This is a genomic window from Arthrobacter sp. ES3-54, assembly GCF_029504395.1.
Taxonomy (GTDB): domain Bacteria; phylum Actinomycetota; class Actinomycetes; order Actinomycetales; family Micrococcaceae; genus Arthrobacter.
Map to the genome: position 1 here is coordinate 59,781 of NZ_JAQFIF010000010.1, position 25,697 is coordinate 85,477.

Consider the following 25,697-nt stretch of genomic DNA (forward strand, 5'->3'; position numbering starts at 1 on the left):
TGTCCCCGTCCCGATTCGCCCCCGGGAACGGTTCGGGGCGTCCTGACTGCGTGCCCAGGCGCGGCGTCGCGGCCGGATTGGTCAGGGGATGGGTTCAAAAACGCTGATCCGGAAACGGGCCGAGACAGCGGTGCACGCCGGAAGCGCGGCCTCGAGGGCGGCGAGTGCGGCACGGTCCAGGTGGTGGCCGGCGGGTCCCATGTAGGCGAGGTTGGCGACGTCGCGCGGACTCAGGGTCAATGCCAGGTCCAGATCCCGTGTTTCGACGGGCGCGAAAAGCTGGCCCAAGGATGCCGCGAGCCGTTCATCCTTGGCCGGTTCGATCCCCAGCATCCCGGTAAGGCCGGCGACCTCCTCCAGGTGCCTGGGCCGTGGCGTGACAACAACCAGGCGGCCGCCGGGGCGGAGCACCCTGGCGAATTCGGGCGCGTTGCGCGGGGCAAACACCACGGTGACGACTTCGACGGCGTTCTCCGCGACCGGCAACGGCTGCCAGACGTCCCCGACCACGTTCAAGGCTTCCGGGTTCATCCTGGCGGCGCGGCGCAGTGCGAACTTGGAAATGTCCAGGCCGATTGCCGCGGCCGAAACACCGCGCGCCGACGGCTCGCCCGGCAATGCAAGATCCGGCAGTGCAAGATCCGGTACTGCACGATCGTGTGCAGCCAGATCTCGGGAGACACGATCCAGCACGGCCCTGAGGTAGTGGCCGGTTCCCGTTCCGGCGTCCAGCACCACGCCCCGGCGGCCCGGGGTGGCCAGTAGCGCCGGCGCTGCAAGCTGGGCAATGGCATCGGCCAGCGGCTGGTAGTGCCCTGCCGATAGGAAATCGAAGCGGGCCGCCACCATGTCTGCGCTGTCGGCTTCAAAAACAGTCCCCTTGCCGACCAGGAAGTTGAAGTATCCCTGCTTGGCCGCATCAAAGCTGTGGCCGGCGCCGCACACCAGGGTGCGGGCATCGCCGCCACCGAACTGGAGAGCGTCCCGGCACACCGGGCACAGGAGGGGAAAATCGGTGGCGGGAGGCATAGCTTCATCCTAAGCGCGGATCCCCGGCCCTCCTCGCGGGCAGGGCACGCGGGACAGGGACCGTTAGCGCGTTGCTGGGCAGGGGCCGTTCCCGGGGACTGGGACGGCCGCGGCGCACCGGCAGGACGTGAGGTATTTCACAGCTCGCGCATAGCGGGCTAGGCTCGCAATCGTGAAATCTGAACATCTCCCGCTGCTCAATTCCGTCTCCGCCCCCGCCGTGCACCCGGACGGCTCCCGCGCCGTGGTGTCCGTGATCCGCCCCGACTTCGATGCCGATGCCTACGTGGGCCAGTTGTGGACCGTGCCCTTGGATCCGGACCAGAAGAACCCAAGCCTCACCGACCCGGACCAGCGGCCGCGCCGGCTAACCCGCGGCTTCCGCGACACCGCACCCGACTTTTCACCGGACGGCCGGGCCCTTGCGTTCCTGCGTGCGCCCGCCGGCGGGAAGCCGCAGCTCCACGTGGTGGAAGCCGCCGGCGGCGAACCCCAGCTGCTAACGGCCGCACCACTGGGGGTCAGCTCCTTTGCCTGGTCACCCGATTCCCGCAGCATTGTCTTCGGTGCCAGGACTCCTGACGAGGGCCGGTACGGCAGCATCGACGGCGTCAGTGCAGGCAGCGAGGACGCCCGGCTGATCACCGATTTCCAGTACCGGATGAACGGTCTTGGCTACACGGCCGACAAGCCCTTGCAGCTGTTCCTTATCGAAGTGCCGCAGCTTGACGCCGAACCGAAAGTGGCCCCGGCCGGGCGCGCCCTCAAGGCCCTCGGCGCCGCGGCCGATCCCGCGGAGTCCGGTGCCAGCCTGCTGCCGGACGCCAAGCAGCTCACCACCGGGGCGTTCGACCACAATGACCCCAGCTTCAGCGCCGACGGCGGCACCATCTACTTCACCGCGGCCCTGCACGACGGCCGGGACACCGACCTCGTCAGCGGAATCTACACGGTTCCCGCCGCCGGAGGGCAACCGCAGGCCCTCACTCCGGCCAATACCGGAAGGCAGACCGTCAGCGCCGTACGCCAGTCCGCGGATGGGGAATGGCTGTTCTTCCTCGCCCAGGACCTGGGCGCATCCGGCCGGGACTTCGTGGCCAGGAACACCGCCCTGTATGCCATGCCGGCCGCCGGCGGTGACGCGACAGCGCTCAGCGATGCCGAGACCCTGGACCTGTCCGGCGGCAGCCGGATCGAGTTGCGCGGCGCCGCGGGCGCCCTGGTGCTGAACAATGCGCGGGGAACCGTGGAGCTGCACGAATTCGATGCGACGGGAGGCCACACTGTCCTCCTGGAAGGGAACCGGGTGGTGACCGGAGCCGCGGACGGCGCGGGGACGCTCGTGGTGAGTTTCAGCGATTCGACCACGGCCGGTGATTTGGCCGTGCTCGACGGCGGGCAGGTCCGCCGCCTGACGGACTTCTCCGCGCCTCTGCGCAGCGTGGCGGGCATCAGCGAGACGCAGGAACTGACTTTGCCATCGGCTGACGGGTACCCGGTCCATGGCTGGCTCGTGAAGCCGGCAGGCCCCGGCCCGCACCCGGTGCTGCTGAACATCCACGGCGGCCCTTTTGCCCAGTTCGGCGTGGCCCTGTTCGACGAAGCCCAGATCTATGCCGGGGCCGGTTACGCCGTGCTCATGTGCAATCCGCGGGGCTCGGCCGGCTACGGCCAGGAGCACGGACGGTCCATCAAGGAGCGGATGGGAACCGTGGACATGCAAGACGTCCTCGCCTTCCTAGACGGGGCCGTGGAGAAGTTTGAGGACCTGGACGGCGCGAATGTCGGCATCATGGGCGGATCCTACGGCGGCTACCTGACGGCGTGGACCGTCAGCCACGACCACCGCTTCCGGGCGGCCATAGTCGAGCGCGGTTTCCTGGATCCTGTGAGCTTCACGGGTTCTTCTGACATCGGCTGGTTCTTCGGCGGGGAATACACCGGCCCTTCGGCGGAGCAAATGGCGGCGCAGAGTCCCATGGCCCGCGTGGAGAACGTACGGACGCCGGCGCTAGTGATCCACAGCGAGGACGACCTCCGATGCCCCGTGGAGCAGGGCCAGCGGTACTTCACCGCCCTCAAGCAGCAGGGCGTCGAGACCGGATTCCTAGTATTCCCGGGCGAGAACCATGAGCTGTCCCGGTCCGGCACTCCGCACCACCGGAAGCAGCGGTTCGATGAAATCCTGAAGTGGTGGGCACGCTACCTGCCATCCGCCGGAAATCCGGCACCGCAGCCCTAGTCCTCCGCCGGGTCCGGCAGGAACCCGAGTTCCTGCCGGGCGCGGCTGATGTCCGGCTGGGCCCAGCGGGCGGAGTATTCGGCAGTGTTGCTGATGGAGCGCAGCTCGGCCCGGTCAAGAAACAGGACCCCATGCAAATGGTCGGTCTCATGCTGGACAATCCGGGCCTGCCAGCCGGTGAAAGTCCGCTCAAGGTGCGTGCCGTCCGGTGCCGTGAAGTCGAGCTGGACCGATTCCGGCCGCAACACGGCCGCCTGCAGGCCTCCGATGGAGAGGCAGCCTTCGTAGAACGCCACGGACTTCTCGCCGAGGGGCCGATAGCTCGGGTTCAGCATGGCAAAAAACGGCAGCGGCTCCCTCCCGCGGACTGCAGCGACGTCGGGATCGACCGCGAACTGGTCCTCCAGCACGGCGAGCTGCAACGGAATCCCAAGCTGCGGTGCCGCCAGGCCGACGCCCGGGGCCTTGTGCATCACGCTGCGCATGAGGTCGATGAGGTGGCCAAGTTCGGCGTCACTCAACTGGCCGTCAAACGGTGCCGCCACGTGCCGGAGCACCGGATGCCCTGCCTGGACAATCGGCGGCAGGATACCCACGTCCAGGATCTCCTGTACGGCCTCGCTGATCCGGGCGGCGCTGTAGTCGGTGGGCCTGGCTTCAAAGGACATGCCCCCAGACTACTGGCGGCCGCACGCCTTCGTAACAAAGTCATAGATCCGGCCGCGAAGTCGGCTGCCGGCGTCGATCTTCAGGACACCCTCCCGGCCCGCCACCCTGACCCGCAGCGGCAGGAGCGTGCCCACCTTGTCTTCGGCCACGGCGTGGGGATCGCAGCGGGCGGGCCGGATGCCCAAGCGGACTTCCGCAGGGGGCCCGCCGGCGCGGAGCGTTAGCGAATGCGGCCAGGGCGCTTGCGGGGCCTCCGCCAGGAGTGTGGTTTCCTCGACCCGGTCAATCACCAGCCCACCGGCGCTTCCAGCTCCTGGACCGCTGGCGGCGCGCGGTTGGATCAGCAGACGCACGACGGCGGTACGCCCGTCCGCGGCGACCTCAAGGTTCGGAGCCAGTGCGACCGCGGCCACGGCGGAGGCTTCCCGGGTCAGGCACATCTCGGAGTTGTTCCGTGCCAGGACGCCGAACGGGTCTGCGGCCGCGGCGGTGGCGTCGGCTGGAGGCGGCAAGGTTCCCTGCTGGACAGTGCCCTGTTGCACAGTGCCCTGTTGGGCGGGTCCCTGTTGGGCGGCGCCCTGCGGCACTGCCAGCCGGAGGGCGACAAATGCGGTGCCCGCGTCGGTGCCGGATGCAGCTCCCGGCCCACTTGGGGCCGGAGACGGGGCGCCGCATTCCGGCGCGGGCAGCGGCGCCGGCAGGCTCTTCGTCTGTCCGGGCGGAAGCTCTATCCCGCCGGTGCGCGCCGGCCACGTGATCGGCGCCGCGAACAGCGGGCTGGTCAGTTCCGCACCGAGGACGGTCAGGGGAGCGCCGGTGGTGTTGGTGAGCTGGATTTCGATGATTTGTTTGCTGTAGTTGTCGCGGAACTGGCTGATTTCCGCGGTCACAGGGGTGGTGGGGACCAGTGTCGCCGTCTCCTTCGCCGAGGACGTGGTGCCGCCGGAGCCACCGCCGGTACCGGCGCTGCAGGACGCCGCTACGCCCAGCACGGCCGCGGCAGCAGCAACCCGCAACAGGATGTGGAGCCGGAGCGTCACAGGAAGGCCGTCCATGCGCACAGTCTATTCCGAGGGGTTTCAGAGCGTGACGTGGCCTTTGATGACGGTGCGGCTGCTGCCGCCGACCCAGATGGCGTCCGCTTCGCTGGTGATCGTGAGGCGTCCGCCGCGGCCGAGGACGGTTCCTTGCTGGACGGTGAAGTTCCCCTCGACTGCACCCTCGCTGCGGAGCCACTGGGCCAGCCCGGCGTTGACGCTGCCGGTCACCGGGTCTTCGTCCACACCGTGGCCCGGCGCGAACGCGCGGACCTCGAAGTCCGCGGGGCCGCCGTCTTTGTAGGCGCCGATGACGCCCATGTTGAGCTGGCCCATGACGGAGAAGTCCGGCTGGAGGTCAAGGACCTGCCGGGCGGACTCCAGCCGGATGCCGAGCCAGCCGGGGCCGTTGTCGATCCAATTGCTTCCCAGGACCTGATCGGCGGTGATGCCGAGGCTGGCAAGGACCTGGTTCAGGGTGGCCGCTTCCACAGGGCCGGACTTGGTCAGGGGCGGGGCCTGGAAGGAAAGTTCCGCCTCTGCGCGCCGGATCTTGACCAGCCCGGCCCCGCACTCCTGGATCAGCTGTTCCATGTTGTGCGGCTGACCGCCGTGTTCCAGCCAGGCGTGGGCGGATCCGAGCGTCGGATGCCCGGCGAAGGGAACTTCGGCGCGTGGGGTGAAGATCCGGAGCTTGTAGTCTGCCGCCGGATCGGTCGGCGTCAGCAGGAAGGTTGTCTCTGACAGATTGGTCCAGTTGGCGAAGTTCTGCATCTGCTCGGTGGACAACCCATCGGCGTCATGGACGACGGCGACCGGGTTGCCGGCCTTAGGTCCGGGGGCGAACACATCTACTTGCGAGAACGGGCGTGAGGATGCGGCAACGGTCATGTGGTTCTTTCTCCTGTACGAAATTGAAATGCGGCCAAGGGCGCTCCGATAAAACCGTAATGTCCAACTGGCTTCACAATAAAGGTCCAGTTTGAAAAAGTGGCCGGGACGATCACGGCCGCGATTGAGGGCGAGTGCGGCGATGCCCTGTGTGCTGACTAATGCCCAATTCTCTGACTAATGCCCTGTGCTGCCTAATGCATAGTGAAGCGGCGGGCGATCAGTGCATTCACCGCCGGGACCGCTGCGACGCCTCCGATGGCCCGGTTCCGCGCCGCCAAGAGTCCGTCCGGGAGGGGCCGGCCCAGGGCCATGTTGATTTCGGCCTGGCGTGTGGCCCTCGCCGCCGCCCGCAGCCGGGTGCGTTCAAAGGTTCTTAGGGCGGCTTCTACCTCTTGGCCGCGCACGGCAGCCGACACGATCGGTGCCAGCGCCGCAGCGTCCAGCCAGCCCAGGTTCATGCCCTGCCCGCCGATGGGGCTGACTTCATGGGCCGCATCGCCGATCATCACTACCCGTCCGGTCACCATCCGGCGGGTCAGGCGCGTGCGGACGCCGAAGCGGCTGAGCATGCTGTTGGTCCCGGCGTCGATGGAGAGCCCCGTCCGCTCGCGCACGCAACGCATGAGCCACCGTGCGTCACCGCCCTGACCGCCGGCAGCGGAGTCGCCGGGAGTGCTGTCGCCCGTAGTACTGTCGCCAATCGTGAGGCTGCCTGCAGTGACATCGCCGGCGCCCAGCCGGGCCACCCAGCGGCGGCGCTGACCGGGCAAGGGGAAAGACTCCACGATGCCGGCCCCGGCCAGGAAAAGCGCGGCGTCCGGACCGAACCCGGTGTTGTCGGCGAAGTCACCCATGAGGTAGCTGTCCGGGTACTCCTTCATGCGCAAGGCGCCGCCCCGCAGCGCCCGCACCGTGGAGCGCACGCCGTCGGCGGCGATAACCAGCGGCGCCGTGTAGTGAAGGGGGCCGCTAACGGAAACGGCTTCCACGGTGACCCGGGCGCCGTCGTCGGACAGCCGGGTGAGCCGGACGCCGCGGTGCAGGGCGCCGTCGTCGTGCTCATTGACCCGCCGCTCCAGCAGCGCCTCCGTACGGCTCTGGGGGAGGGAAAGGATGAAAGGAAAACGGTCCGAGACGCCGGCAAAGGACATTTGGGCGAGGCATTTACCGCCCCCCAGTGCCACTCCGCGTCGGATCGGGACTCCTTCGGCAACCAAGGCCTCGGCAACTCCGGTTCCGGCGAGCGCGGCCAGCGCCGGTGGATGGATGCCGATGGCACGCGAATGCGGTTCCGGTGCGCTCCGCTGTTCCAGGATCTGCACATCGATGCCATCCTGCAGCAGCAGCGAGGCCATGAACAGTCCCACCGGGCCGGCACCTATGATCAGCACGTCAGCCAAGGGCAGCGGGCCTCTCCGGATGGTCGCCGTCGGGAGTGTCCAGCAGCAGCAGGTTCCGGAACGGGGCGTGGCGGGCAACTGTCCAGCCGGCGGGAGCTGCGGCGGCCAGTTCCGCGGAGGTGTAGCTTCGCCGGATCGAGGTCAGCCCGTCCTGCCGGATGTAGGAGTTGGTGAGCACCCAGGAGCCGGCAAAGAAGAGCGCGTAAGCGGCGGGGTTGCGGCGGATGTCGTTGTGGACCACAGTGCCACGCGACAACATGGCCGATTCGGCGAGGAACGCTCCCAGCCCGTCGAGGTGGTGCAGCACATGGTTCGACACCACGACGTCGTACCGGTGGCCGTCTTCGAGCAGCTCGGCAGAGCTCGCCTGGCGAAACGTCACGTCCGCCGCCGCGTGGCGGGAACGGGCGAACAGGATTGCCCGCGGATCCGGGTCAATGGCCGTGACCTCGAGCCGCAGTCCGTCCCGGGCGGCCCATCGGGCAAGCAGAACCGATAGGTCGCCCCCGCCGCACCCGATGTCCAGCAGGGACGCGGGAGAGTCCGCGGACAGCCGCGGCCGGATCCGGGTCCGATAGATGCCGCGCCAACCGGCCACCACACGGTTGACGAGCGCGAACTGGGCATAGGTGCGCTCCAGGCGGCCCGGATCGCAGCCGGGCAGGTCCATTTCCTCGACGGCCTCGGACGCGCGGTCCCGCAGGAGGGCCGCCCGGAGGCGTTCCCTGCCCTGCTTCGCGCTCAGCGGTTTCAGCGTGGCCGCTTTCAGACCCGCACCGCCACTGGGTCCGCCGGTTCCGCGGACTCCTGCCGTTGGGCCGCAGCGGACTCCTGCCGCTGGGCCGCCGCGGGCGGCGGGGCGGCCAGCCTCGTGAAGAGCGCCGTTTCCACCGTCAGGCCCGGGCCGAAGGCCATCGAGCAGATCCGTTCGGCGCCGGGGGCACCGGGGGCACCGGAGCTGGTCCCGGCGTCGTCCGCGGCCGCGTCCCTGACCGGCAGGTCCAGGATGTGCTTGAGGACGAACAGGACGGTGGCGCTGCTCATGTTGCCGAAGTTCCGGAGGGTTTCGCGGGCGGGGACCAGCTGTTCGTCGCTGAGGTCCAGCCTGGACTGGACCTTGTCCAGGATGCTCCGGCCGCCGGGGTGGATGCCCCAGTGCTGGATGTCGCGGTAGGGGAGTCCCTGCAGCGAACTGTCGCGGGACAGGAGAGGTTCGAGGGCGCCGATGATGTGGTCGTCGATGATGTGGGGGACATAGTTTCCCAGCACCATCTCGAAGCCCTCGTCGCCGATGTTCCAGGCCATCGAGTCCTCCCCGACGGGCGTCAGAACGGTTTCGAAGTGGTCCAGCTGCAGCAGGGCAGGTTCGTCCGGAATGTCCCGCGCCGTGATGATGGCCGCAGCGGCGCCATCGGCGAACAAGGCCGATCCCATGATGGTGTCCGGATCGTTGGAGGTCCGGACGTGGAGGGAGCAGAGTTCGGCGCAGACCACCAGCACCGTTGCATTAGGGTCCGCCTCGCAAAAGGACTTCGCGGCCCGCAGCGCCGGGAAGGCGGCGTAGCACCCCATGAAACCGAGGTGGTACCGCTGGACGGCCGGGTCCAGGCCGAGGGCACGGACAATCTTGTAGTCCGGGCCCGGATTGAAGAAACCGGTACAGGAGACGGTGATCAGGTGGGTGATGTCCTGCGCATCGACTCCAGGACAGGCGTCCAGGGCTTTTTGGGCGGCCTCGATGAAGAGCTTGGTCGCTTCCGTGGCGAAAATGCCGTTGCGGATCTTGGTGCTGGGGCTGAGCACCAAGCCGGTGGCCGGGTCGAAGAACTGGGGGTCTTCCGCCCGGCTGTCCGTGGTGAGTTCCTCGACTGCCGTATGCCGGGTGTCAATGGCTGCGGAGTCAAAGCACGTGTTGACCAGCCGGGATCCGAGCCGCGTGAGGCCTGGCTGGGCGGCGAACACGGCCCTGGCCTCGGGCTGGACCAGGATGGTTGGCGGGACTGCAGTTTCTAAGGACCTCAGGTAGACCGTCATGGTTCATTCTCAGTGAGCCCGCCGCCAAAGACAATGGACGGACCCGGGATTTGGCACGACGGCCCGGGCTGGACAACGTCGGCGCGAAGTAGCACGATCTCACATGTGACCAGCAAACCCGACCCTGCGCAGCACTTGCGCGACCTCGCGCTGCTGCGCCGCGTCCGTGACCGGATGGACCGGGAGTACGCGCAACCGCTCGACGTCGAGGCCCTCGCCCGCGGTGTGCACCTGTCCGCCGGGCACCTCAGCCGCGAGTTCCGTCTCGCGTACGGGGAGTCGCCGTACAGCTATCTGATGACGCGGCGCATCGAGCGCGCGATGGCGCTGCTGCGCCGCGGCGACCTCAGCGTCACCGAGGTCTGCTTCACGGTCGGCTGCTCGTCCCTGGGCACCTTCAGCACCCGCTTCACCGAACTGGTCGGCGTGCCGCCCAGCGTCTACAGGCGCGAGGCTGCCCGTGCGACCGCGGGGATGCCGTCCTGCGTGGCGAAACAGGTCACCAGACCGGTCAGGAATCGAGAAGTGCCGGCCCCCGAACCGCAGCTAGCATGAATTTCATGGACATCAACATTCACGCGAGTTTCCTCCCACACAACGATCCCGACGCCGCCGTCGCCTTCTATCGCGACACGCTCGGCTTCGAGGTCCGCAACGACGTCGGCTACGGCGGGATGCGCTGGATCACGGTCGGCCCGGCCGACCAGCCGGGCACGTCCCTCGTCTTGGAGCCGCCGGCCGCCGACCCCGGCGTCACCGACGACGAGCGCCGCACCATCGACGAGATGATGGCCAAGGGCACTTACGCCCGCATCCTCCTGGCCACCAAGGACGTCGACGCCACCTTCGAGCGGCTGCAGGCGAGCGGCGCCGAGGTGGTCCAGGAGCCGACCGAGCAGCCCTACGGGGTCCGCGACTGCGCTTTCCGTGATCCCGCGGGCAACCTGATCCGCATCCAGCAGCCGCTCTGAGCCGTCCGCGGACGCGGGACAAGCGGATGCAGGACCAGGAGGCCCAGCCGGGAGCTGGTTAGATAGAGCAAAAGCGACGCTGAGGGAGACCGCGCAGGCGGCCCCACAAACAGATGGAGACACCATGAGCATGGCCACGAGGGCGGACACGCAGTCGGCTGCGCAGCACGTTGCAGACACCCACGATTTGATCCGTGTGCAGGGCGCACGCGAGAACAACCTCAAGGACGTCAGCATCGAGATCCCGAAGCGCCGGCTTACGGTGTTCACCGGTGTCTCCGGCTCAGGCAAGAGCTCCCTGGTGTTCGCGACGATCGCCGCGGAGTCGCAGCGGATGATCAACGAGACCTACAGCGCCTTCGTGCAGGGCTTTATGCCGTCGCTGGCGCGGCCGGAGGTGGACCATCTCGAGGGGTTGACGACGGCAATCATCGTCGACCAGGAGCGGATGGGCGCCAACCCCCGGTCCACCGTCGGCACCGTCACCGACGCCAACGCCATGCTGCGCATCCTTTTCAGCCGGCTGGGATCCCCGCACGTGGGCCCTCCGACGGCGTTCTCCTTCAACGTCCCGACCCGGAAGGCGAGCGGGGTGATGAGCACCGAGAAGGGCGGCCGGGTGGAGAAGAGTGTGGTGCACGATGCGGTCTACCTGGGCGGCATGTGTCCGCGCTGCGAGGGCATGGGTTCGGTCTCCGACTTCGACCTCACTGCGCTCTACGACGACTCCAAGTCGCTCGGCGGCGGTGCCCTGACGATCCCCGGCTACAGCATGGACGGTTGGTACGGCCGCATCTTCAGCGGCGCCGGCTTCGACATGGACAAGCCGATCGCGAAGTTCACCAAAAGGGAAATGCACGACCTCCTCTACAAGGAACCGACCAAGATCAAGGTCGAGGGCATCAACCTGACGTATGAGGGGTTGATCCCGAAGATCCAGAAGTCGATGCTGTCCAAGGACGTCGAGGCGATGCAGCCCCACGTCCGGGCCTTCGTGGAGCGCGCCATCACTTTTCAGGCCTGCCCGGAGTGCGACGGCACTCGGCTCAGCCGGGAGGCCCGGTCCTCGAAGATCAAGGGCAAGAACATCGCCGATCTCTGTGTCATGCAGATCAGTGACTTGGCCGCGTGGGCCCGGGAGCTCAACGAGCCTTCGGTCGAGCCGCTCCTGAAAGGCTTGCGGCACCTGCTCGACTCGTTCGCCGAAATCGGGCTGGGCTACCTCTCCCTGGATCGGCCGGCGGGCACGCTGTCCGGGGGAGAGGCCCAGCGCACCAAGATGATCCGGCACTTGGGCTCGTCCCTGACGGACATCACCTACGTCTTTGACGAGCCGACGATCGGCCTGCACCCGCACGACATCGAGCGGATGAACCAGCTGCTGCTGCAGCTGCGCGACAAGGGCAACACCGTGCTCGTCGTCGAGCACAAGCCGGAAACCATCGCGATTGCCGACCACGTCGTTGACCTCGGTCCCGGCGCAGGCACCGCGGGCGGCAGCGTCTGCTTCGAGGGAAGCGTGGAGGGGCTGCGGGGGAGTGACACCATCACCGGCCGCCACCTCGACGACCGGGCCGCGGTAAAGGAATCGGTACGCCCGTCCTCTGGCGCACTGGAGGTCCGCGGAGCGTCCACGAACAATCTTCAGGGCGTGGATGTCGACATCCCGCTCGGCGTGCTGTGTGTGGTCACCGGCGTCGCCGGCTCAGGGAAGAGTTCGCTGATCCACGGCTCGGTGGACGGCCGCGACGGTGTGGTGGTGATCGACCAGGGTGCCATCAAGGGGTCGCGCCGCAGCAACCCCGCGACGTACACGGGCCTGCTCGAACCGATCCGCAAGGCGTTCGCGAAGGCCAACGGCGTGAAGCCGGCGCTGTTCAGCTCCAACTCGGAAGGCGCCTGCCCCACGTGCAACGGCGCGGGCGTCATCTTCACCGAACTCGGTGTCATGGCCACCGTCGAGTCCACCTGCGAGGACTGCGAGGGCAAGCGATTCCAGGCGTCGGTGCTGGAGTACAAGCTGGGGGGCCGCAACATCGCCGAAGTGCTGGCGATGTCGATGACCGAGGCCGAGGGGTTCTTTGCCGAAGGGGAAGCCCGCACGCCGGCGGCCCACAAGATCCTCGACCGGCTCGTGGACGTCGGGCTCGGCTACCTCACCCTCGGCCAGCCGCTCACTACTCTGTCCGGCGGCGAGCGGCAGCGCGTCAAGCTTGCCACCCAGATGGCAGAGAAGGGTGACATCTACGTCCTCGACGAGCCCACCACCGGCCTGCACCTGGCCGACGTCCAGAACCTGCTGGGCCTCCTGGACCGGCTGGTCGCCACCGGCAAGTCGGTCATCGTCATCGAGCACCACCAGGCGGTCATGGCACACGCCGACTGGATCATCGACCTCGGCCCCGGTGCCGGCCACGACGGCGGCAGGCTCGTTTTCGAGGGCACCCCCGCCGACCTCGTCGCCGCCCGCTCCACGCTCACCGGCCAGCACCTCGCGGCCTACGTCGGCGCCTGACTGGTCCGGCTGGTCGCGGCGCCTTCGGCCCCGGCGGGACCGGGTGTCATCGAGCACCACGAGCTCGCCGGGGATCAGTCCGCCTGGTCTGCAGCTGCCTTGCGCGTGGTGAACGGCAGCACCAGCCGGGACCGGTGGGCGGCGTCGCGGTAGATCTTGTGCGTGACGGGACGGCCCACCGGCAGGTGGAAGGCATCCGGCGGCAGCAGCGCGTTGTGCTCGTCGGCCAGCGGCTCGCCATTCGAGAGTTCCACGGTCAGGGTGTGGCCGGGTTTGAAGGTGTTCGCGAACGGGTAGAGGCGCAACACGTACTCCTCGATCGTGCCGGGTTCCACCGGTACTGACCGGGTGTGCGGGTGTACCGGGCTGCCTTCGGCGCTCCGCTCGTCGAGCTCGCGGTGCGAGGCCTTGAGATAGCCGCTGGTGATGAGCTGGCGCTTGCCGTTGGGGGCGTAGTCCCACAGGCGCAGGATGAAGTTGGTGTCCGGCTGGTCGATCTCGGCGAAGATGTGCGCCGCGCCGGTACCGATCAACTCGCTGTCCTCCTCGAAGGGCGGCGTGGACCAGCTGATGATCTCCACCTTGTCCGTCACCGTCAGCGGTGCCTGGTAGAAGCCGTCCGGGGCGGCGTACTCGGCATCCATCAGCTCGGGCTCTGTGGACAGCTTGTGCCGCGGGCGCAGATAGAGCGACTTGTACTCGATGGCCTTGGGCGGCCATGCCTCGGCGGTCACGAGTTCGCGGGAGCCCTCCACGAAGACGCTCACGGCCGGCTCGTCCATGACGCCGTTGTCGATGCCCTTGATCCAGTAGTCGTACCACCGGAACATCTTGTCGTGCTCTTCGATGAAGGGACGCGACTGCATTGGCGGGTAGGGGCCGATGTCCAGCTTCTTCGGGCCCTTCAGCTTGTTGAACAGCTCGATTGTGCCATCCATGGTCCATCCGCGGCCCTGGTCGATCTGCAGCCACACCGGGATGTCGATGTTCGGGGCCAGCGTGATGGGGTTGCGCTCCTCGTACCAGTCCCCGTCAAGTTCGTTCATCACGATGTCGAACCAGGCTTCGTGGTTCTTCGGGTAGTTCAGGACATGGACCAGGTTCGGCCACGCGGCGACGTCCGGATCCTCCAGGCGCTTGGCGACGAGCTGCTTGAGCTCCTCGGGGGAGTACTTCTCGATCATGCGGGACTTGACGTTGTCGGTGAAGGCCCAGCCGGAGTCGCCGCCACGGCCCTCGCGGGCGGCCCGCGGCATGAACCACATGACGCCGCCGTGGTAGGTGGTCTCGTAGAAGTCGTAGTGCCCGCCGGAGACGAAGATCGCCTTCAGGTGCGGCGGGCGCTCGGCCGCGGCCAGCACCTGCATGGACCCGAAGTAGGAGATGCCGACCATGCCGACGTTGCCGTCGCACCAGGGCTGGTCGGCGACCCACTCGATGAAGTCGTACGCGTCCTGGCCAAGTGAGACACCGCCGGCGTTGTAGTTGCCGATGTGCTCGCCGCCGGAGTGCCCGGAGCCGCGCAGGTCGCCGATGACGTGGGCGTAGTCTTCCTTGACGATGCGGGCGATGTCGCCGGCCTCGATGCAGCCGTCCCACATCGGGCTGGGCCGCCGCTGCGGCGGGGTGGTCAGGGCCAGGGCCTGAAGTTCCTTTCCGTAGGGGCTCAGGGCCACCAGTGCGGGCCGCGGCTTGTCCTCGGCCCCATGGTAGACGTCCGCGGCGAGTTCGACACCGTCCCGCATGGAGACCCGGAGGTCCTTACGAACGGCAATCTTCTCCCCGCCGGTATTCAGTAGCTGGAAGTCATCCATGAGTGTTGATCTCCTCATCTTCGGTCATGTGGTCGAATGTGGTGCGGTAGCCGTTGAGCGTCGTGAAGAACGGGGACGGCTCCAAGGAGGGGTCCCCCGCGTAGCCAAGTTCCTCGGCCACGCGTGCGAAGGGCGAGTACGGTGAATCTGATTCCTGCAGCCCGGCAGCCCAGCAGTCGTGGGCCGCGCTATTGACGCGGGCTTCGATCTCCAGGCTCCCCGTCAGCGCTTCCTCGGCCTGCCCGGCGTCGAGCTCCACGCCGTAGGGCGTGCCGTCCGCGCGGCGATACGGGTGGCCCAGATAGAGGTGCCGCGGACGGATCTGGTCGCGGAGGTACTGCAGGCTTGCGCGGTAGTCGGCCGGGTCCACGAATCCGGGGAAGCCGTTGGCCGCACCGTGGACCTGCACAGCATCGCCGACGAAGACGTCGTTTTGCCCGTTAATGACGTACGCCACGGATCCGCGGGTGTGGCCCGGAATCGAGTGCGCGGTGACGGTGACGTCGCCGCCGAGTGAGATGGTCTCGCCGCCCCGCACCAGCAGGGTAGGCTCCATCTCGCCCGAGATGACGGCTTTCGTCGCCTCGGTCAGTTTCGCCTCACCGTCGGGGTCATCCAGGTACTGCGCCCGTCCGGCGAGGTATTCGTCCACATGCGCCCGGCGCGAGCGCAACATCGGTGCGTCGGCCTCGTGGATGACCACCTGCGCGCGCCGTCCGGTGAGCTCCCACAGGGCGTAGGCGCCACCGATGTGGTCGATATGTCCGTGGGTCAGCAGGATCCAGCGGACGTCCTCGATCCGGCGGCCGATCGCCTCCAGTGCCGGCACCATGCCTTCGGCGGGCGAGGACGCGATTCCCGTGTCGACGATCGCGGGTTCCGGGGCGTCGATGAAGAAGCTGTAGAGACCGAACCTCCCCCACGGGGAGACAACGGGGTGAACGGCGACTGACTCAGTCATTGCGCTGTGCCCCCGTTAAGCCCGGTGCTCCGGCCCAGGAAGGCGGCGGTCTCTTCGAATGGCCCGTAGAACTCCGGAATCCAGGAGAAGTTCTGGACGAAGCCGTGGTTGGCCCCCTCGTAGCGGGTGACGGCCGAGTAGACGCCGGCCTCCCTGAGGCGCAGGCCGTAGAGCTCGCCCTCGTCACGCAGAGGGTCGTGCTCGGCGGTGATGATCAGGGCCGGCGGCAGGCCGGCGAGGTCCTGGCGCTTGATGGGGGAGACGAGCGGATCCGCCGGGTCCGCCCCGCTCTCGAGGTAGAAGGAATTGAACGGCAACAATCCCGCCGTCTCCAGTCCGTATCCTTCGGCGTTCTCCCGTAGCGACGCGAAGCGGTCGACGTCGAAGTCCAGGTCCAGCGACGGGTAGAACAGGATCTGGTGCGTGATCGCAGAGAACCCGTCATCGTGGGCCCTCGCGGTGACGGCGGCCACGAAGTTGCCGCCCGAACTGTCGCCGGCGACAGCGAGGTTCTTTCCGTCCCAGCCCAGGTTGCCGCCCTGCTCGGCGGCCCAGCGGACCGCGCCGTAGCAGTCGTCAAGGCCGGCCGGGAAGGAGGCCTCGGGGGCCAGCCGATAGCCGACCGAGATGACCTTATGGCCGGTTTCCTTGGCCAGGGATCGCGCGACGTGGTCGTGCGTGTCCAGGCTGCCCAGGAAGAACGCGCCGCCATGGAAATACACCAGCAGGCCGTAAGCGTCGGCCTCGGCCGGCGTGTAGATCCGCACGGGCACCTCGCCCGATGGCGTCACTGCCGTGGCATCCTGGACAGAGTGCAGCGGGAGGCGCACTTCCGGCGGGGGAACCTGGGCGGCCTCGCCTGCACGCATGGCTTCGGGGTTCAGGGGAGAACCATCGGGTGCCGGCAAAGTTGCGAGGATTTTGGCGATTTCAGGATGGATCGTCATGGCGTTCAGCCTTTCGCCTGTGCTGGTGCGTTTACGCTGGTCGGCTTCGGGGACATGGGCTTCTGGGACGTGGGCTTCTGACCAGGGAAAACGTCGTCGACCTCTTCCTCGGACCACCCTTGCCGCGAGATGCGCTGCAGTTCGTCCGTCACCGGCTTGCGGGTCGCCTGGAACAGGGACAGAGCCTCCTCGACCGAGCCCGCCTGGGCCAGGGCGTCGGCCAGGGCTCCCGCGTCCTCAATGGCAGAGTTCGCGCCCTGTCCCTGGTGGTGCAGCATCGAGTGGGCCGCATCGCCCATGAGGACCACGGAGTCCGTGTGCCATGAATCGACGGGGTCGATGTCGTAGACCGCGCGGATGTTCACTGTGTCCATGTCGAGGCCGCGGGTGATGTTCACCAGCCGCTCGTCGAAGCCGTTCACGGTGGCCAGGAGGTCCTCCTTGGTTACCTCGGGTGCCCACGTACCGTCCGGGTTCAGGGCGGTGATGTCGAAGGAGACCTGGTTGCGGTGGCGTAGCGGCAGCAGGTAGACCTTGGTGCCCTTTCCGATGTACATCCGGAGGTTGTCGTCGACCACCAGGCCGTGGGCGTCGTCGGCGGAAATCACTGCACGGTAGGCATGTTCGCCTGAGAACACCGGGCCCTTGTCGCTGAAGAGCTGCTCGCGCACCACCGACTTGATGCCGTCGGCAGCGACCACCAGGTCGGCCTCGACCGTCGTGCCGTTGGTGAAGGTCAGGACGGAGCGGCCGCCCTGGTCCTCGATGGTTTCCAGCTTGTGGCCGAGCTGCACCATGCCCTCGGGGAGAACGCCCAGGAGAGCCTCGATGAAGTCGCCGCGGTGGATGAGGTAGGTCTGGGTCTGCTCGCCGAACTCCGGCCAGGTGTCCTTCATGATCGGTTCATTCGAGGCGGTGAGGATTTCGAAGTAGTCGCTCGGCGAACTGACCTTCGCGATCGCGTCGAAGATCCCCCACTGGCTGAACCGGTCCATTGTGGCCGGACGCAGGCCGATGCCGGCGCCGACCTCCCGCATCTGGGACGCCTGCTCGTACACGGTGACGTTCGCGCCGAGCCGGCTCAGGGCCTTGGCTGCCGCTGCGCCGCCGTACCCCGCGCCGACAATGGCGATGTTGAGGTTCTTGATTTCCGAAGCCTTCATGGTTTTGTCTCTTTCTTGACTATTCGTGGCCCGGGCCATTTCTGGGGGACGGGTAAGTTGTGGTGGCCTGTCCGGGGGTCAGCCGTGCAGCGACAGGAACTCGGCCGGGTTGTCCTCGAGCAGGAGTTTGAGGGTGGCGTCGTCGATGCCGGCCGCGCGCATGTCCGGGATCATGTCCTCGAAGATGTAGTTGATGGTGTGGCCCTTCACGCCCGGCCAGCCCAGGGGGCTGCAGTTCGCGTCGGCCGAGACGAGGAGCTTGTCCGCGTAGCCCTTGTTCACGAGGTTGACGAAGTGGTCCATGCGTTCGGCGCGCTTGCGGCCCCAAAACGGCGGATCCGGCAGTTCGAGGTCGTAGCCGAAGGTGTCGAACCCTATGCGGCCGCCCTGATCGTAGATCCAATCGTGCGGGGTGATCGGAGAGTTCAGTCCGTCGTCGGCGTGGCCGAACAGCACGCGGTCCAGCGGGAGGCCCTCTTCGTTGAAGATGTTCACTGCCGGTTCGGGGTCAATGGCCAGATGGGTCAGGACCGGCGCGCCGGTGACGACGGCGGCGCGCGCCGCGGCCCGGTAGATGCGCTTGTCCAGCTCCGTCATTCGTCCACCGCGGCTCACGCCGACCTTGATGACGCCAGCCTTGGCGCCCGTGTTGCCGATGCCGACGGTGATCTCGTGGATGAACACCTTCGCGAGGTAGTCCACGGTTGCGCGGGAAAAGTGCGGAAGGGCGGTGTCGCCGCCGACGAAGCCGGTGCAGGCGACGATGTGCACGCCAGTCTTCTGGGACAGGGACTTGTAGTAATCGACGTCGCGGCCGTTGCAGATGCCCGTGGCGTCCACGAAGGTACCGCCGCCGTATTCGCGGAATTTCCGCAGCTTCGGGACGGTCTCCTCGTAGGCCTGCTCCGGCGACTTCCACCACTTGGTGTCCAGTTCGGACCCAGGCATTCCGTAGCCGATGTGTTCGTGGACCGCCACGATTTCCAGTTCTTCGGCCGGGATGGTTCCTAGCACTGTGTTGACCTTGGTCATTTCGTTCACCTCAGGGGTTCGAAAGCTTGTTGTGTGTGTGGGCGGACGTGTGCTTAGCGCAAGGTCAGCAAGTTGCGCGGGTTGTCCACGAGGATGCGCAGAGAGTCTTCATCGCTCAGGCCGTTGGCCTTGAGAAAAGGCACAAACGTGGTCAGGACGTGGCTGTAGGGCAGGTTGTACTCCGGCAGGCCCTTGGCCACGCCGATCGAGTTGCCCGACAGGATGATCTTGTCGGCATGGCCGGCCTTGACGAGCTCGAGCACCAGTTCGGCGCGGTCCTGGTCGGTGAGGTAGTCCGCATGGTCGTTGAGGCCCACGTGGTCGATGCCGACGAAGGCTCCGCGGCACGCCACCACGACGGCGGAGCCGGCGGCATCCTTGCGGTCCAGGTCACCGACGAGCACCCGGTCGGCCTCGAGCTGCTCGTCCAGAACGATGTCCAGATCGTGGAGGGCGTCGGCGCCGAAGCGGATGGAGACCGGGACGCCGGTGTTCTTGGCGGCACGGGCGGAGCCGCGGAACAGGCTTTCCTCGGTCGGGGTCATGCCGTCGCGGCCGGCGATGGTAGCGACGATGCCAGCGGCGGCGCGGCGCTCCACCCGGGGAACCACCATCCCCTCAGTGACCTCCTTGCCGAAGAGCTCGCCGAACTTTTCGGCCGGCCAGGGGGTGGGCGGGTTGGTCTGCGGCGTCAGGAAGTATCCGCCGAGTTCTTCCTCCGGACCCAGACCCGTGGAGGCGACGATGTGGACACCGGTGGAGCGTGACAGCGCCTCGTAGAGCTTGAGGTCGCGTCCGTGGAACATGCCCGTGCTGTCGACGATCGTCTGCCCGCCGTGCTCGCGGAAGTCCGCAAGCTTCGCGGCGAGGGCCTCAAAGATCTCCGCCCGGTCCATGGAGATGTCCGGGGCGTACTGGGCACCGGGGAGCACCGACAACAAAGCTTCATGGACCGCAACAACCCCTAGTTCGGAAGCAGGGACCGGGCCCAGGACCGTGTTGACGGTTTGCCCGGCCGGGGCATGCACTGCGTCGCCGGTCTCGGCGGGTGTGGGGTGACTCACGTGGGTTCTCCCTTGAGGTTCGGGTTCTGGATGCAGGGGCGCCGCGGAGCTTGGCCGTGCCGTCGCTCCGTTGCGGTGTAGTCACCATCACATAGTTCTTGACACCGTGTCAAAGAAATAGTCAGAGCGTATTTTTCGACGTGTTCACGAAAACAACGTTGTGTAAAAACTCTTGACAGCATGTAAACCTAGGCATCAGACTGTGGGGAACCCCACATCTACCTCCGGCCTGCCAGCTCTTGCCCGGTAGGGCACCAGTTCTGCCGCGTCACCGGAGAAGCAACCGGAAACAAAGGAGTTTCATCGATGAGTCAAACCACAACTGCGCAGACAAGCGCAGCGTCGAGCCGCGGCTCTGTACGAGCCACCTTCGTAGCTGCCTACAGCGCGGTCACACTGGCCCAAATCACCAATGCTCTGCCGGGCGCCCTCAACGGCACCTTTGCCGTGGAGTTCCGTACCTCGGGCGCAGGCCTGACCTGGATCGCGGGCATGTTCATGATGGGCATCGTGGTGTTCGAGCTCAGCTGGGGGCTCCTGGGCGACCTGTTCGGCCGGAAGAAGCTGCTGTACGCGGGCGCCCTGGTCAGCGTCGCCGGCTCGGTCCTGGCGGCGCTGGCGTCCACCACCGAAATGATGATCGCGGCGCAGGCGGTCGGCGGCATCGGGGCGGGCATACTCTTCCCCATTTCGCTGTCCATGATCGCCGCGATCACCCCGGACCATCGCGCCCGGGCGAAAGTTATCGCCACCTGGGCGGGGTTCTTGTCGCTGGGTGCCGTGATCTCCCCGATGTTGGCAGGCTTGACGGCCCAGGCCTTCACCGTGGCGGGTCCGGCGGCAGGCGCGCCCAACATCTTTAGTGGTTGGCGCGTGGCGTACTACATTGCCGCCGCGATCGCCGTCGCCGTCCTCATCGTTGCGGTCCGGGCGAAGGACTCCGCAGCTGCCGAGGGGCGCAAGCTGGACCTGCCCGGCCAGATTACCCTCGCGCTCGGCCTGATCGCCGTCCTCTTCGCCACCGTGCAGGCAGTCGACGCCGGTTTCGGCAGCCCTGAGGTGGTCGCAAGCTATGTTGCAGGCGGCCTCCTCCTGGTCGTCTTCGTCGTCATCGAGATGCGGACCAAGCAGCCGCTCATCCACCTCTCCCTGTTCAGGAACAGCGCCTACTCGATCACAGGCGTCGTCGCGGTTACCGGCATGTTCGCCTTCCTTGCGGTCTGTTTCAGCACGAGTGTCGCCGTCGGCGGGCTCGCCCTCGCCGAAGCGTGGAAGGTCGGTGTGCTGTTCGTCTTCATTCAGGGACCGGCATTCGCCTTCATCCCGGTGGTGGGCTGGCTCATCCACCACGTGGCCCCGCGCTGGGTGCTCACGGCGGGCTTCGCCTTCATGGCTTTCTCCGCCTACTGGCTCTCGACGTTCTCCCTGGGCACGCCGGAAGCCTTCGGCGGAACTCCCTGGACGGCGTTCATTCCGCCGCTCTTGATGCTGGGCATCGGGTTCGCGCTCACTGTCGGCTCCATCACCGCCGTTGCCATCAACACCGTGCAGCCGCAGCACATCGGCATGGCCTCTGCCACCACCAACCTCCTGCGCGACCTCGGTTTCGCCCTGGGCCCCGTCATCGGCTCAGCCATCGCGTTCGGAATCGGAGCCACCGTCTTCGCAGGACCCCTCGCGGGGATCCTCGGCGGGGCAGGGTTGCCTGCCGAGGCCGTCGCCGGGCTGTCGAACGTGCCGCCACTGGGCTACCTCTCAGGCTGGGATGGCGTGATCGCGCAGTTCTCGGGCCAGGCAACCGCCAGCGGTGCACCCGCCCAGGCCGTTGACGGCATGGTCAACGCCCTCACCTCCGCGAAGCAGCAGATCCAGGGCGTGGCGGGGACCTCCCTCGGCCAGGGCTTCCAGGCTGTGTACCTCGCCGCGGGCATCGCGGCGACCCTCTCCGCCGTTCTTACCCTCTTCATCTCCGCACGCTCTTCGGCGCCCACGCCCGATGACATCGCGGAGACCACCGGGGCCACTGAGACAAGTGCCGACGCGACCGTCTAGGCCGTCGGTCCTCCCTTTACCGACCCATCATCCATCCGCAAGGAGAACACCGTGACTGCACCCATCGAATCCGACATCGACATCTGGGATGATGACATCCTTGTCGCTCCCTACCCCACGTATGCCTCGCTCCGCGAGCAGGCTTCAGTAGTCCACCTGCCGAAGAACGACCTGTACGTCCTGACGCGCTACGACGCCATCCGCGACGCACTCGGTGATCCGGAAACCTTCTCGTCCACCAGCATCGGATTCAACCCCATGGTGAACGAGGCCCTGCAGGGCACCTCACTCGCCTCCGACCCGCCCCTGCACACGCAGCTCCGCGCCACGCTGTCACAGAACCTCACCCCCCGCGCACTCCGCGGTCTGAAAGTGGTCATCGACGACAAAGCGGACAAGCTCGTCGCCGAACTCGCCGCCAGCGGCAGCTTCGAGGCCATCGATTCACTGGCCCGCGCCTTCCCGATCGAGATCGTTGCCGACCTCATTGGCTTCCAGGGACACGTCAAGGACAACATGCTGCGCTGGGGCCAAGCCGCGATGCAGGTCCTCGGCCCGCTGAACCAGCGCACGCAGGAGAACTTCCCGATCGCCGGCGAGCTTTACGGCTGGTGCTCATCGGTCACCGCAGAAGACCTGGCGCCCGGCTCCATAGGACGCGGAATCTTTGACGCCGAGATGCGGGGGGACATTCCCCAAGGAACTGCCGGGCACATCATCCACCAGTACCTGGGGGCGGGTGTCGACACGACCATCGCGTCCATCGGGAACATCATCGCCCTGTTCGGCCATCACCCCGAGCAGTTCAAGCTGGTCCGGGAGAACCCGGAACTCGTCCCCGCAGCTTTCGCCGAGGTGCTGCGCTACTGGGCCCCGATCCACGTCTGGGGCCGCAAAGCAATGCGTGATGTGGAAATCGACGGCGTCACCATTCCTGCAGGCGCCCAGGTGGGCATCCTCTTTGGCGCCGGCAACCGCGACCCGCGGCATTACGAGAACCCCGACACTTTTGATGTGCTCCGCAACCCGGTGGACCACCTCGCCTTCGGCTATGGACCGCACGGCTGCGCCGGCCAGGGTCTGGCAAAGCTTGAAGCGCATGCGATCATCGAGGCGCTGGCCCGCCGGGTGGAATCCTTGACAATCTCCGACGAGGTCCGGCTGCCGAGCAACATGACCCGAAGCATCGAGAAGCTCCAGGTCACCAAGGTGGTGGCAGCATGAGAATCGAGCTGGACCGGCCGCGCTGTGAGGGACACGGCCTGTGCGAGGAAGCCGCACCGAAGCTGATGCATCTGGACGACGACGGCGAACTGGTGATCGATGTCCCTCACGTGGATGGGGCCGAGCTCGCCGCCGCCAAAGCGGCGGTCCGGGTCTGCCCGGTCGCCGCGCTGCGGCTGGAGGCGGCATGAGCATGCGCAGGATAGTGGTGGTCGGCAACGGCATCGCCGGACTCACGGCCTGCGACTCGCTGCGCTCGGCCGGCTTCGACGGTGAGCTCACTGTGGTGGGCGCCGAGCGGCACCATCCCTACAGTCGGCCCGCCCTGTCCAAGGCGCTGCTGCACAGTATCGGTGGGAACAGTGTTGACGGAAGCAAAGTCGACGGGAACGGCATCGATGCCCTCCAAGCGCACGCGCTCCCCGCACCGACCCACGAGGCAACGGAACTGCTCGGCGTGAGCGCCACAGGCCTGGACGTCGACGCCCGGTTGGTACGTCTGGACGGGGGCGGTGGGCTGCCGTATGACGGCCTCGTCATCGCCTCCGGTTCCCGGGCGAGGCGCCTCGCCCCCGGGCAAGGAGCTGTCGGGCAAGGAGCTGCCGGACCGCACCAGGACGGCTCCTTCCGGGAGCTCACCCTGCGCACCATCGAGGATGCGATCCTTCTCAAGGAACGCGTTGCGTCGCGCCCGTCGGTCATCGTGGTCGGCGGGGGACCGCTGGGCATGGAGGTCGCGTCCGGGTGCCTGCACGTGGGCTGCGACGTCACGCTCGTCTCCGACGCCAAGCCACTGTCGCGTCAGCTTGGCGACCATCTGGCCGACCTCTTTACTTCCGCCGCCATCCGGCGCGGACTGCGGGTGGTCGGCGGCGGGAAGGCCCGTCTTGTCGATCACGGTGCCGGGGCCAAGGTTGTCCTGGCCGACGGCACCGAACTCGAGGCGGATCTCGTGGTCACCGCCGTCGGCGATGAGCCGAACATTGACTGGCTGACCGGCTCAAAACTGCTCACCGATGGGTCGCTGCGCGTCGACTCGCGCGGCCGGGTCCGGCCGGACATCGTGGCGGCCGGCGACGTGGCGTTCTTCCCGACCCTCCGCGGCGTGCAGCGGGTTCCCCTGTGGACGAGTGCCATCGACCAGGCCAAGGTCGCGGCCGTCGGCCTGCTCAATGGCGATGCGGCACCCGAGTTCAACTTCCAGCCGTATTTCTGGACGGAGGGATTCGGGTTGTCGCTCAAGGCGGTCGGCTTCACGCCGGTGGTGGGTGCCCCCGACTATTGCGAGCCGGGCGGGGATAACGGGTCATTGCTCCTGCGCTGGGACAACGCGGACGGTTCCGGGACCGCCGCCGCGGTCAACTACCGGATCCCGATCCCCAAACTTCGCCGGCTGGCCGACACCGGTCCGGCCGCGCTGCGTCCGAACGCGCCCGCCCGGGTTTGACGCCACGCCACCGCTAGGATTGATCTATGTCGTCGTTGAGAGAAGCCCAGAAGAAACTCACCCGCGACATGATTGTGGAGCGCGCGCTTGAGCTCTTTACCGAGAAGGGTTACGCCCCGACCACCATCGACGAGATCGCTGCGGCGGCCGGCACCACCAGGGCCACCTTCTACGCCTACTACCCCTCACGCGTTGATCTGATGAGGGACTTCATGGCGCGGGTCAACGCGGTGCTGGACCGTGCCGACGCCCCAGGGAGCGGCTCCACTGCGCCGGACCTCGTTGACGTGGTGCGCGCGGGCGAGCTACCGGGCATCCTGGCGTGGCTGGAGTCACGGGCGGCTCTCTGGCCGGTCTTCCGCCCCTACCTCGACGTGCTCGACGAGGCCGCCGCCGTCGACCGTGAGGTGCGCACCATGGTTGACGGATGGCATGAGGAGGTCATTTCAGACCTGGTCCGCGGGATGAAGCTGGCCGGGCGCTTCTCGGAGGAGACGCACCACATCCGCGGAACCCTCGCCTTCACCTCACTGGACTACGTTGCCACGCTCTGGACACGCCGCAAGTTTGAACCAAACCGCGAACACGCCCTCGAGGTGCTTGCCGACAACTGGTACCACCTGCTGTGCGCTGAGGACTAAGCCGGCCGTCACGAAACGAGAAAGCCTATGCTTATGCAATGGAAAGTATTGGCGCAGCTGACGGGCCGGTGAAGGCTATGGACCACCGATCCCTTGCCGTCTCGGTGATAGACATTTCTTCCGATATTCGCCGGAAATCGCACAATGACACCGGCGTCCGGCCGCTGTCTAACGGCGTGCTGGAAATCCTCCGCGTCATTGAGAACCACCCCGGCATCACCGTGGCGGACGTCGCCTCACGCCTCGGCCGGCAGTTCAGCAACGTCAGCGTCCAGCTCCGGGAACTGGTGGCCGCGGGCCTCGTCACCCGCACCCGCGACGCCGCAGATAAGCGCTACGTCGCCCTTCATCCCACGGCGGAATCCCAGCGGATCAACGCGCTGCTCGAGGGCGCCTGGGCGGAAGCGCTGACCTCGGCGAGTTCCCGACTGCTGCCCGAGGAACGCGATCAAATCGCCGCCAGCCTGCCGGCACTGCAGCGCCTCGCCTCGATTCTGGCCGAGCCAGAGTAGGGCGCATCACACCCCTTAGCTGCCGTAAGCGCTGATCGATAGTAGTTAT

The 25,697-nt window shown here is 67.1% G+C and carries 23 protein-coding genes; 10 read left to right on the plus strand and 13 right to left on the minus strand.

Going from position 1 to position 25,697, the window contains the following annotated elements; all coding sequences use genetic code 11:
- Positions 1–81: 81 nt before the first annotated feature.
- Entirely contained in the window at positions 82–1,029 is a 948-nt protein-coding gene (locus M2428_RS16295; RefSeq protein ID WP_277526994.1) for a putative RNA methyltransferase, read from the minus strand.
- Between the two features lie 172 nt (positions 1,030–1,201).
- Between M2428_RS16295 and M2428_RS16300 the strand changes: the two genes are divergently transcribed.
- Positions 1,202–3,271 (plus strand): S9 family peptidase, encoded by a 2,070-nt coding sequence (locus M2428_RS16300; protein ID WP_277526995.1) that lies wholly within the window; start codon positions 1,202–1,204, stop codon positions 3,269–3,271.
- Here the strand turns inward: M2428_RS16300 and M2428_RS16305 are convergent.
- The 6 genes from M2428_RS16305 to M2428_RS16330 form a co-directional block, all read right to left on the minus strand.
- On the minus strand, positions 3,268–3,939 hold the full coding sequence (locus tag M2428_RS16305) for a peptide deformylase (protein WP_277526996.1): 672 nt from the start codon (positions 3,937–3,939) through the stop codon (positions 3,268–3,270). The two genes, M2428_RS16300 and M2428_RS16305, sit on opposite strands and share 4 nt — an antisense overlap.
- Before the next feature lie 9 nt (positions 3,940–3,948).
- Entirely contained in the window at positions 3,949–4,995 is a 1,047-nt protein-coding gene (locus M2428_RS16310; protein ID WP_277526997.1) for a hypothetical protein, read from the minus strand.
- A 24-nt stretch (positions 4,996–5,019) separates the two neighbouring features.
- Complete coding sequence (locus tag M2428_RS16315; protein ID WP_277526998.1) at positions 5,020–5,868, minus strand: PhzF family phenazine biosynthesis protein; 849 nt, start codon at positions 5,866–5,868, stop codon at positions 5,020–5,022.
- 194 nt (positions 5,869–6,062) lie between these two features.
- A complete protein-coding gene (locus M2428_RS16320; protein WP_277526999.1) occupies positions 6,063–7,271 on the minus strand; it encodes an NAD(P)/FAD-dependent oxidoreductase in 1,209 nt (402 codons plus the stop codon).
- Complete coding sequence (locus tag M2428_RS16325; RefSeq protein WP_277527089.1) at positions 7,264–7,974, minus strand: class I SAM-dependent methyltransferase; 711 nt, start codon at positions 7,972–7,974, stop codon at positions 7,264–7,266. Before M2428_RS16325 ends, M2428_RS16320 begins: the two co-directional genes overlap by 8 nt.
- A 62-nt stretch (positions 7,975–8,036) precedes the next feature.
- Positions 8,037–9,305 carry a type III polyketide synthase gene (locus M2428_RS16330; RefSeq protein ID WP_277527000.1) on the minus strand — a complete coding sequence of 423 codons (1,269 nt, stop codon included), beginning with the start codon at positions 9,303–9,305 and terminating at the stop codon, positions 8,037–8,039.
- 105 nt (positions 9,306–9,410) lie between these two features.
- Here M2428_RS16330 and M2428_RS16335 point away from each other — a divergent pair, with 105 nt between their 5' ends.
- The 3 genes from M2428_RS16335 (at position 9,411) to M2428_RS16345 (ending at position 12,791) form a co-directional block, all read left to right on the plus strand.
- Positions 9,411–9,860: a helix-turn-helix transcriptional regulator gene (locus M2428_RS16335; protein ID WP_277527003.1), complete on the plus strand. Its 450-nt coding sequence runs from the start codon at positions 9,411–9,413 to the stop codon at positions 9,858–9,860.
- Positions 9,857–10,276, plus strand: coding sequence for a VOC family protein (locus M2428_RS16340; protein ID WP_277527004.1), 420 nt, complete (start codon positions 9,857–9,859; stop codon positions 10,274–10,276). Before M2428_RS16335 ends, M2428_RS16340 begins: the two co-directional genes overlap by 4 nt.
- Before the next feature lie 124 nt (positions 10,277–10,400).
- On the plus strand, positions 10,401–12,791 hold the full coding sequence (locus M2428_RS16345; protein WP_277527005.1) for an excinuclease ABC subunit UvrA: 2,391 nt from the start codon (positions 10,401–10,403) through the stop codon (positions 12,789–12,791).
- 74 nt (positions 12,792–12,865) lie between these two features.
- Here M2428_RS16345 and M2428_RS16350 read toward each other — a convergent pair whose 3' ends face one another.
- From M2428_RS16350 to M2428_RS16375, 6 genes are all read right to left on the minus strand, one after another.
- Positions 12,866–14,605, minus strand: coding sequence for a CocE/NonD family hydrolase (locus M2428_RS16350; protein ID WP_277527006.1), 1,740 nt, complete (start codon positions 14,603–14,605; stop codon positions 12,866–12,868).
- On the minus strand, positions 14,598–15,566 hold the full coding sequence (locus M2428_RS16355; protein WP_277527007.1) for an MBL fold metallo-hydrolase: 969 nt from the start codon (positions 15,564–15,566) through the stop codon (positions 14,598–14,600). Before M2428_RS16355 ends, M2428_RS16350 begins: the two co-directional genes overlap by 8 nt.
- Positions 15,563–16,513 (minus strand): alpha/beta hydrolase, encoded by a 951-nt coding sequence (locus tag M2428_RS16360; RefSeq protein ID WP_277527008.1) that lies wholly within the window; start codon positions 16,511–16,513, stop codon positions 15,563–15,565. The genes M2428_RS16355 and M2428_RS16360 overlap by 4 nt, the downstream gene beginning before the upstream one ends.
- 5 nt (positions 16,514–16,518) lie before the next feature.
- A complete protein-coding gene (locus M2428_RS16365; RefSeq protein ID WP_277527009.1) occupies positions 16,519–17,676 on the minus strand; it encodes an NAD(P)/FAD-dependent oxidoreductase in 1,158 nt (385 codons plus the stop codon).
- Positions 17,677–17,754: 78 nt separating this feature from the next.
- The gene (locus M2428_RS16370; RefSeq protein ID WP_277527010.1) at positions 17,755–18,708 is read right to left on the minus strand and encodes a phosphotriesterase; all 954 of its coding nucleotides are present in this window, start codon (positions 18,706–18,708) and stop codon (positions 17,755–17,757) included.
- A gap of 53 nt (positions 18,709–18,761) precedes the next feature.
- Positions 18,762–19,772 carry a phosphotriesterase gene (locus M2428_RS16375; protein WP_277527011.1) on the minus strand — a complete coding sequence of 337 codons (1,011 nt, stop codon included), beginning with the start codon at positions 19,770–19,772 and terminating at the stop codon, positions 18,762–18,764.
- Positions 19,773–20,078: 306 nt separating this feature from the next.
- Between M2428_RS16375 and M2428_RS16380 the strand changes: the two genes are divergently transcribed.
- From M2428_RS16380 to M2428_RS16405, 6 genes are read left to right on the plus strand one after another with little or no spacing between them, the layout of a single operon-like run.
- Positions 20,079–21,824: an MFS transporter gene (locus M2428_RS16380; RefSeq protein WP_277527012.1), complete on the plus strand. Its 1,746-nt coding sequence runs from the start codon at positions 20,079–20,081 to the stop codon at positions 21,822–21,824.
- Between the two features lie 51 nt (positions 21,825–21,875).
- Positions 21,876–23,048 (plus strand): cytochrome P450, encoded by a 1,173-nt coding sequence (locus tag M2428_RS16385; protein ID WP_277527013.1) that lies wholly within the window; start codon positions 21,876–21,878, stop codon positions 23,046–23,048.
- Positions 23,045–23,239: a ferredoxin gene (locus M2428_RS16390; protein WP_277527014.1), complete on the plus strand. Its 195-nt coding sequence runs from the start codon at positions 23,045–23,047 to the stop codon at positions 23,237–23,239. The genes M2428_RS16385 and M2428_RS16390 overlap by 4 nt, the downstream gene beginning before the upstream one ends.
- Positions 23,236–24,495 (plus strand): FAD-dependent oxidoreductase, encoded by a 1,260-nt coding sequence (locus tag M2428_RS16395; protein ID WP_277527015.1) that lies wholly within the window; start codon positions 23,236–23,238, stop codon positions 24,493–24,495. The genes M2428_RS16390 and M2428_RS16395 overlap by 4 nt, the downstream gene beginning before the upstream one ends.
- A gap of 26 nt (positions 24,496–24,521) precedes the next feature.
- On the plus strand, positions 24,522–25,136 hold the full coding sequence (locus tag M2428_RS16400) for a TetR/AcrR family transcriptional regulator (RefSeq protein WP_277527016.1): 615 nt from the start codon (positions 24,522–24,524) through the stop codon (positions 25,134–25,136).
- 38 nt (positions 25,137–25,174) lie between these two features.
- A complete protein-coding gene (locus M2428_RS16405) occupies positions 25,175–25,648 on the plus strand; it encodes a MarR family transcriptional regulator (RefSeq protein WP_277527017.1) in 474 nt (157 codons plus the stop codon).
- Positions 25,649–25,697: the final 49 nt, after the last annotated feature.